Below are 7,360 nucleotides of genomic sequence, written 5' to 3'. Positions count from 1 at the left end.
TTTCCAGCCATTCCTGATCGCTGCGTCGTCGGTGAGCCATGATCTTATCTCCTTATTAGTGAAGATAAGATCATAAGTCTGGTGCCTGGCTAATTGAATGTGTGCTTTGTGGGGCGCTTACCGCAAAAGTATATCGATTTGGCGGAGAAGAATTTACCATCGTCTTTAAAGGCAAGTACGCAGATGAGTGTAAAGAGTTTTTAGAAGAAGCACGTAAATCCATTGCAGAGTATGAGATGATTTTACGTGATGAAGAATCCCGCCCAGATAACCATAAACAAGGTCAAAAAAAGCGTGGTAACGACAGTTCGAGGAGAAAGTCGGTCTTTGTTACCGCAAGTTTCGGAGCGGCCGACAGCAAAAACGGGCAAGCACCTCAGGACGTGATTAAGTTAGCGGACGAAGCGCTTTACAAAGCGAAAAAAGCTGGACGCAATTGCGTGAGGCTTCATTAATCCCCCAGAGCGAAAGTTAGCTGACTAATCTTGATTAAAGAACAAGACTAAGCTTCCTCCTTTTAACGCACTGCCATAATTGATCGTTAATCCGATCCCAATATTATCTATCCAATCGGAGTCAAATGGTGGTGTCATTAACCATCCAACACTAGCTTCGTAGTAGTGTACAGTATTCATGGGTTTTCTTGTATCACCACCAATATCAACTCGATTGAAGCTCGAATACACTGACTGCACAGTATCTCCGATGTGGGTAAAATCATAAAACACCTTTATTCCATTGACCCAATACCAGCCTTCCGGATTGCCAATATCACCATTATTTGCTTTACCCCAGCCAGTGCCATAAAAATAGTGAGGAGCCGACCAGAGGTACCATTTCCCCCACGATTCATGCTCTAGGTATTTGAGCTTTGTGTTGACTTCTCCAACAACGGCCCAAGCACTGGTGTTTAGGTATACACCTTCTAGAAATGGTTTTAGGTCATTCAGTGCATTACTACGATAACTATAATCGTTTTGATAGTACATTAAGTGTGAGCCGATTGCGCCGCTAAGCGTTAGTTTGTCTGTGAGGTGTTTTTCTCCAGCAAACTCAATATATCCGCCCATGACTAACTCTTTACTTTTATCTGGAATCTGTCCTTTTTGGTCTACATACACATCTTGCTCTGTACTTAAGGCATAAACTCGGCCATTTAATAGGTAGTGAGTTTGTATTCCCTCTTGTTCAAACAAATCAAAACTAAATGGTAGCGTTGATACAGCGATCTTCTTTCTGAGATCAACCGAATCTTGAGTACCAATGTCTTCGTTATCTATGTTGAAGTATTCGTTCGGATCGAAATCATGAAATCCTACCGTAAAGACATCGCTATCTGACAGAACGATCCCAATAGCAAAGTTCCTTTCATACTCTTTTTGTATCTGATCTTGAATCGAATTAGCCTTAGAACATAATGAAAAAAGTGACAGTGTAGCTAAGGCGTAACTATTGATAACAGCTTGTTTCAACTTGCATTTACCACCGTATGTGTATTTCTTCCTAAAGACTTTGAGGTATACAGCGCTCTATCCACCGTCGCATACAAATCAGACTGCTGCTCTTTTCCCGTTGGTTGAAAAACAAAAACACCCTGTGACACTGTCACCCTATTGGACACGCTAGAATACTCATGTGGGTAATCCAGAAAATACATGGCCTCTTGTATACGTTCTGCTTCTCTCTCTGCGGTTTGGGCGTCTGTGCAACCCAGTAACACCACAAACTCTTCTCCACCATAACGCCCTACGTATTCGCCAGAGCGACAAAATGTTGCTTTAAGTTGGTTCGCAATGGCTTGCAAGCAACGATCTCCTTCTATATGACCGTAATTATCATTAAACGGTTTGAAAAAATCGACGTCCAATAAAATCAAAGCCATTGGCATGTTGTGACGGCCATGCCATGCAACCATCGATTCTAACTTATGATCGATATAACGACGGTTATAGAGTTTGGTTAAGCCATCTTCATTCGCTTGCTGGGTCAAAAGTTGATTCACTTTCTCCAACTGAGCTGTCGCTTGTTTAAGCTCTCGTCTCATATGGGCAATACGCTGCATTGCGATAAGCTTAGAGTTCAGTACGAGTTTATCTACGGGTTTAATTAAATAATCATCACCGCCGGCCTCTATGGCTTTTGCAATCATTTCTGGCTCTTCGTGACTGCTCAGGAAAATTATTGGGATCCAGTCGGGAAAGGTTTCTCTGATATGAAGAGAGACTTCAAAACCGTTCATATCTGGCATCGATATATCGAGTAATACCAGTTCAGGATCAAAACTCTCGTAGGTGTTTAGTGCTTCTAGCCCACTACCCACCGCTTTTACAATATGTCCAAGTTGCTTAAGACGAATAGCCAACTGCATCCTATCTAGCTGAACATCGTCAACCAGGAGGATTCGCATTGATGTCCCTGTCGGTTGCATAACGCGTTCCATTTCTTATTTTGTCTTTATTAAACATATACCATACTCATAGAGTTGTTGCATTCGACTCATAATTAAGTGCTATATTTTTGTTTAAATATCACGGAATCAATTGTCTATAACGATTACACTGAGAATTGCCCTACCAAAACATGACCAACGAACGTTAGTTCAACAAACTCACGTGTTCTGGTCATCTTACGGACACATGGGTATAGCTATTTGATGCATTTGGTATTAATATTCCCGCCTTTTTGTAATGAGAGACACACCATGTCAGAAGCAACTAACAGCGAAAGCAAAAAAATCGATCTAGCAACCATTTCTCCTGAACTACGTAAAGTTATTGAGTTTGACGAAGTTCCAGAGCAAATGTTCGAAATGGTTACCTCTATCCATGAAGTGTCTGAAGAAGCAGTGCGTGAGTCTTGGGACGAAATGCCTGCAAGTGCTCAGAACATTCTAGATAACTTCGAGCAATTTCATGCTCTAGTTTCTGTTGGCCAAGCATTTGCTGGTATCAACGTGATGGAAGAATTCCCTACTCTTAATCTGCCAGAAAACATGACAGATGAAGATAAAGAAGAATACCGCGCTCAATTACTTGATAATGTGCTTCACAACTGCGTGAAAGACATGGTTAAGCAACTTAAGAAAGCACGTCGCGACCCACTTCTTAAACGCGAATTCAAAGAAGTGTTCGCAAAATAACGTTTTTCCGACAAAATAAAGGCCGCGTTTGCGGCCTTTTTTGATCATTAAGCGTGCGTAGCTTTAAATGATTAATGCGACGCTAATGCCACGTCTTTTTGCGTGACACTGACACCTTTAATTTGTGCGAATACACTATCACCGGCCTTTAAGTCGAGATCATCAAGCGCCCAAGGTGTTATCGTTGCCCACAAATAACATCCCTCATCTAGCTTTAACGATACATTAATACTCTGTTTATCATCAGCCGCGTTAAACACCTCGATTGAATCGACCGTCGCAGGCAGGATATTTCGAATAGAAGTCGCCTTAGGTTGCTCTAGCGTAATAGAAACGTCGTTGGCTCGCACTTGTAAGCGAATTGGCGTCTCTGGCTCACCATCAATCTTTTGCACCCATAGTGATGCATTAGGTGCAAGGCTGACACAAGTCAGCGCATAGCGCTCATGATGCTCAGCAATTCGGCCTTCAAATAAGCTGCTTTGATCCGAGAAAGACTGCCATGGACGCATAGCATGAGAAGCCCACACGTCTTCAAGCTTACCTGAACTCGTAATTCTACCTTGATCGATAATAGCGAGGTGTTGAGCGAGCCTTAAGATCTCCTGCAGGCTATGCGTGACATAGATAATCGGAATATTAACCTTATCCGACAATTCCTCTAGAAATGGCATCACCTCACGTTTTCTCGGCATATCAAGCGACGCAAGTGGTTCATCCATCAAAAGCAAGTTGGGTTTTGATAGTAATGCGCGCGCAATCGCAACACGTTGCTTTTCACCACCAGACAGTGAGATCGGGAAGCGCTTTAGTAACGGTTTGATAGACAAGAGTTCGGTGACGGCATCAAAGTACTTGTCATCTTTTTCTTTAACGCCATACAACAAGTTGCCTTGAACCGAATAGTGAGGAAATAAACGCGAGTCCTGAAACACGTAACCAATGCCGCGCTTGTGTGTTGGTAAGTTGATCCCCATTTCACTATCAAACAAAACGTGATCACCAATCGCAACATGTCCCTGCTTTGGTGCAACTAATCCGCTGATGATATTAATTAACGTGGTTTTTCCCGCACCAGATCGCCCAAACAAAGCGCTAATTCCGTTACAAGGTAACTCAAGTTTAATATCGAAATCAGTATCACCAAGCATTTGTTTAAATTGAACTTTAATCGTCATTACTTCGCACCCAATCGACTTGCCGCTTTGCGATTTAGCCATTCAGAGATCATTAATGTAGACAAAGCTAGAGCGACAGAAATGATACATAGGCGAGCCGCCTGCATTTCCGCACCTGGCGTTTCAATAAAGTTGTACATTGCCAGTGGAATCGTTTGGGTCTCTCCCGGAATGTTAGAGACGAAACTGATCGTCGCCCCGAATTCACCAAGACTACGAGCAAAGGACAGCATCGTCCCAGTAATAATTCCGGGAATGGTCAGTGGTAACGTAATGGTGAGAAAAACTTTTAAAGGAGAAGCGCCTAACGTTGAAGCGGCATGTTCCAGTTTTGGGTCGACGTTCTCTAAACTTAACCGCACAGACCGAACCATCAAAGGCAAGGCCACCACAATACAAGCGACTACTGCTCCTTTCCAATTAAAGCTAAAGACTAGCCCTACATGTTCATAAAGCCACTTGCCAAGAAATCCTTGCCGCCCTAGAGAAACCAACAACAAATAGCCGATAACCACTGGCGGCAATACCAGTGGTAAATGAATTAAGCTATCTAGAATCGATTTACCGAAGAACGTTTTTCGAGAAAGTAGCCAAGCAAGAAAAACACCGAGAGGAATGAGCCAAAGTACTGCGTACGCGCCCACTTTGAGGCTTAACATTAAGGCTTGGTATTCCAGTTCTGTCACGCTTCGTTCCTATGATTGAAAGCCGGTTTATTGCAGAAAGCCATATTGAGCAAAAACGCGTGCGGCTTCGTCCGATTTTAGGTACTGGAAGAACTGCTCGGACTCAATAGAATCATTCACAACCGCAGCCGGATAAACAATAGCCGCATGCGTATCACTCGCGAATTCACCAACAATTTTGACTTTGTCGGTTAACTGCGCATCGGTTTTGTAGACCACGCCTAAAGGTGCTTCCCCACGTTCAACCAACGCCAAAGCTAGGCGCACATTCTTTGCTGGTGCGATTTGAGTTTGGATCTCTTTCCATACACCCAGTGTAGTCAGTGATTCTTTCGCGTACATACCAGCAGGCACTGACGTCGGATTGCCTAACGCAAGGCGATTTCCATGTAATGCCTTTTCCCATGCTGTTGCATCAGAGAAGTTAAATGAGGTTAATTCTGAAGACTGAGGCGCAATCAACACTAAGCTATTGCGCACCAAGCTTGTGACATTGTCACGAGAAATAACGTCTTTATCGACCAAATAATCCATCCATTTAGTATTCGCAGAAATGAATATATCCGCTGGTGCGCCGTTGATAATTTGTCGAGCGATAGAAGAAGAACCACCATAAACGGGAGTGATAGAAACGTCATACTTTTCTTCAAAGTTTTGTACGATTTCGTCGATCGCATTCGTCATTGAAGACGCCGCATACACTTTGAGGTTCGTAGCTGCGTTAGCTGAAAATGAAATGCTTAATATTGCCGCGAGGCAAGCATGCGTTTTCCATGCTTTCATAGAGAAACTCCAATACAAGGCAAGCGAAAGAACTGGTTATTTGGGTAGAAAGTTCAATCAGTTAATGTACTATTTAAACAAAAAATCAAGGTTCATATGTTGTTCTATCGCATCTGCAATACGATTAATTCCTTGCTCCTTTAACTCTTCAAAGTCTTGTTGTTTGATTTGAGTGCCGTTTACCCACTCTGACACCAGGCTTAAGACATCTGCCTCATCAAAGAACCCGTGAAGGTAGGTCCCCATGATTTGGCCACACTTGCTGATAGCCCCCTCTGCTTCACCGGAACTCAATGTAAGAGGTTGAACGCCCTGCACTTCACTTTGTCCTACGTGGATTTCATAACCCTTTACATTGGCTGTTTTGCCATTAAGAGAAAGCTGTGCTTGTGTATTTGTAAGCTGTTTGCTGTTAGTTAGCGTCGTGGTGATGTCTAGTAAGCCAAGCCCTTCGCTTTGACCCGGCTGGCCTTCGACGCCATTTGGATCATCAATCAAGTTTCCAAGCATCTGGTAGCCACCGCAGATACCAATCACTTTTCCACCAAGACGAATATGACGTAAGATATCTTTATCCCACCCTTGGCTTCTTAGATACTCTAAGTCGTCTCTAACTGATTTGGTCCCAGGCAAAATAACAAGATCGGCTTTATCTATTTTCTCGCCTTTGCCTACATAACGTAGATTGATGTCGGGATTCAATCGCAACACATCAAAATCAGTATGATTACTAATCCGGGTTAAAACAGGCACAACGACATTCAGTTTTACCTCAGAGTGCAACTCTTGCTGCGCGGTGATCGCGTCTTCTGCTTCTAAATTCAAACCATGAAGAAAAGGAAGCACGCCGAGTACAGGTTTGCCTGTTTTTTCTTCTAGCCAGTCGAGGCCCGATTGCAATAAACGAATATCACCTCGAAAACGGTTGATAACAAATCCTTTTACTCGCGCTTGTTCAGATTCAGAAAGTAACGCGAGTGTTCCGTACAAATGTGCAAACACACCACCACGATCAATATCAGCAACAATGATCACCGGAACATCAGCGGCCTCCGCAAAACCCATGTTCGCAATATCGCCTTCTCTTAAATTGATTTCAGCAGGACTCCCTGCACCCTCGATCATGATCGAATCAAATTCTTGAGTAAGACGAGAGAAGGAATCTAACACCGTGTCCATCGCAACTTTCTTGTAATCATGAAAACCAGCCGCATCCATATTGGAAATTGCCTTGCCCTGCAAAATGATCTGAGCACCTGTATCACTATTGGGTTTAATCAAAACCGGATTCATATGCACGGTTGGCTCAATATTACACGCCTGTGCCTGAACTGCCTGAGCTCGACCTATTTCACCGCCATCTTTGGTTACCGCACTATTTAGTGCCATGTTTTGTGGCTTAAATGGGGCAACGTTTATCCCTTTTCTCGCTAATACACGGCATAAACCTGCCACAAGGACACTTTTTCCGGCATCCGAAGTGGTGCCTTGAACCATTAAAGATGGGATCGCTGATTTCATGAACATTTGTAAGGAATAGAGGAAGATGAACAATCATAACGTCATCGTCCCCA

At 43.3% G+C, this 7,360-nt stretch carries 7 protein-coding genes and 1 pseudogene; 2 read left to right on the top strand and 6 right to left on the bottom strand.

Annotated elements, in window-relative coordinates; translation table 11 throughout:
- Window positions 1-122: 122 nt before the first annotated feature.
- Window positions 123-455 (top strand): annotated as a pseudogene (locus tag NL643_RS22080) (GGDEF domain-containing protein); the annotation flags it as partial.
- A gap of 24 nt (window positions 456-479) precedes the next feature.
- Here the strand turns inward: NL643_RS22080 and NL643_RS22075 are convergent.
- Together NL643_RS22075 and NL643_RS22070 are read right to left on the bottom strand one after the other, a co-directional pair.
- Entirely contained in the window at window positions 480-1,472 is a 993-nt protein-coding gene (locus tag NL643_RS22075) for a Solitary outer membrane autotransporter beta-barrel domain (RefSeq protein WP_047009190.1), read from the bottom strand.
- Window positions 1,469-2,428: a diguanylate cyclase gene (locus NL643_RS22070; RefSeq protein WP_012842266.1), complete on the bottom strand. Its 960-nt coding sequence runs from the start codon at window positions 2,426-2,428 to the stop codon at window positions 1,469-1,471. Before NL643_RS22070 ends, NL643_RS22075 begins: the two co-directional genes overlap by 4 nt.
- 273 nt (window positions 2,429-2,701) lie before the next feature.
- On the opposite strand from NL643_RS22070, the gene NL643_RS22065 reads away from it, so the two are divergent.
- Window positions 2,702-3,139 carry a DUF3069 domain-containing protein gene (locus tag NL643_RS22065; protein WP_005394495.1) on the top strand — a complete coding sequence of 146 codons (438 nt, stop codon included), beginning with the start codon at window positions 2,702-2,704 and terminating at the stop codon, window positions 3,137-3,139.
- Between the two features lie 71 nt (window positions 3,140-3,210).
- Here NL643_RS22065 and modC read toward each other — a convergent pair whose 3' ends face one another.
- From modC to NL643_RS22045, 4 genes are all read right to left on the bottom strand, one after another.
- Window positions 3,211-4,317, bottom strand: coding sequence for a molybdenum ABC transporter ATP-binding protein ModC (modC, locus tag NL643_RS22060; protein ID WP_253645195.1), 1,107 nt, complete (start codon window positions 4,315-4,317; stop codon window positions 3,211-3,213).
- Window positions 4,317-5,003, bottom strand: coding sequence for a molybdate ABC transporter permease subunit (gene modB, locus NL643_RS22055; protein WP_012842264.1), 687 nt, complete (start codon window positions 5,001-5,003; stop codon window positions 4,317-4,319). Before modB ends, modC begins: the two co-directional genes overlap by 1 nt.
- A gap of 27 nt (window positions 5,004-5,030) precedes the next feature.
- Complete coding sequence (gene modA, locus NL643_RS22050) at window positions 5,031-5,786, bottom strand: molybdate ABC transporter substrate-binding protein (protein WP_253645194.1); 756 nt, start codon at window positions 5,784-5,786, stop codon at window positions 5,031-5,033.
- 69 nt (window positions 5,787-5,855) lie between these two features.
- On the bottom strand, window positions 5,856-7,307 hold the full coding sequence (locus tag NL643_RS22045; protein ID WP_253645193.1) for a cobyric acid synthase: 1,452 nt from the start codon (window positions 7,305-7,307) through the stop codon (window positions 5,856-5,858).
- Window positions 7,308-7,360 lie beyond the last annotated feature (53 nt).

Origin of the sequence: Vibrio sp. Y42_MX_L11, assembly GCF_024181785.1 — a bacterium.
GTDB lineage: Bacteria > Pseudomonadota > Gammaproteobacteria > Enterobacterales > Vibrionaceae > Vibrio > Vibrio diabolicus.
The sequence above is the reverse complement of the archived record's forward strand: the minus strand, read 5'-3'. Positions and strand labels throughout refer to the sequence as shown.

What these genes read in the sequence shown, in the direction of transcription:
- modC (WP_253645195.1), bottom strand. Translation starts at nt 4,317, where the DNA reads ATGACGATTAAAGTTCAATTTAAACAAATGCTTGGTGATACTGATTTC.
- NL643_RS22070 (WP_012842266.1), bottom strand. Translation starts at nt 2,428, where the DNA reads ATGCAACCGACAGGGACATCAATGCGAATCCTCCTGGTTGACGATGTT.
- NL643_RS22045 (WP_253645193.1), bottom strand. Translation starts at nt 7,307, where the DNA reads ATGAAATCAGCGATCCCATCTTTAATGGTTCAAGGCACCACTTCGGAT.
- modA (WP_253645194.1), bottom strand. Translation starts at nt 5,786, where the DNA reads ATGAAAGCATGGAAAACGCATGCTTGCCTCGCGGCAATATTAAGCATT.
- NL643_RS22065 (WP_005394495.1), top strand. Translation starts at nt 2,702, where the DNA reads ATGTCAGAAGCAACTAACAGCGAAAGCAAAAAAATCGATCTAGCAACC.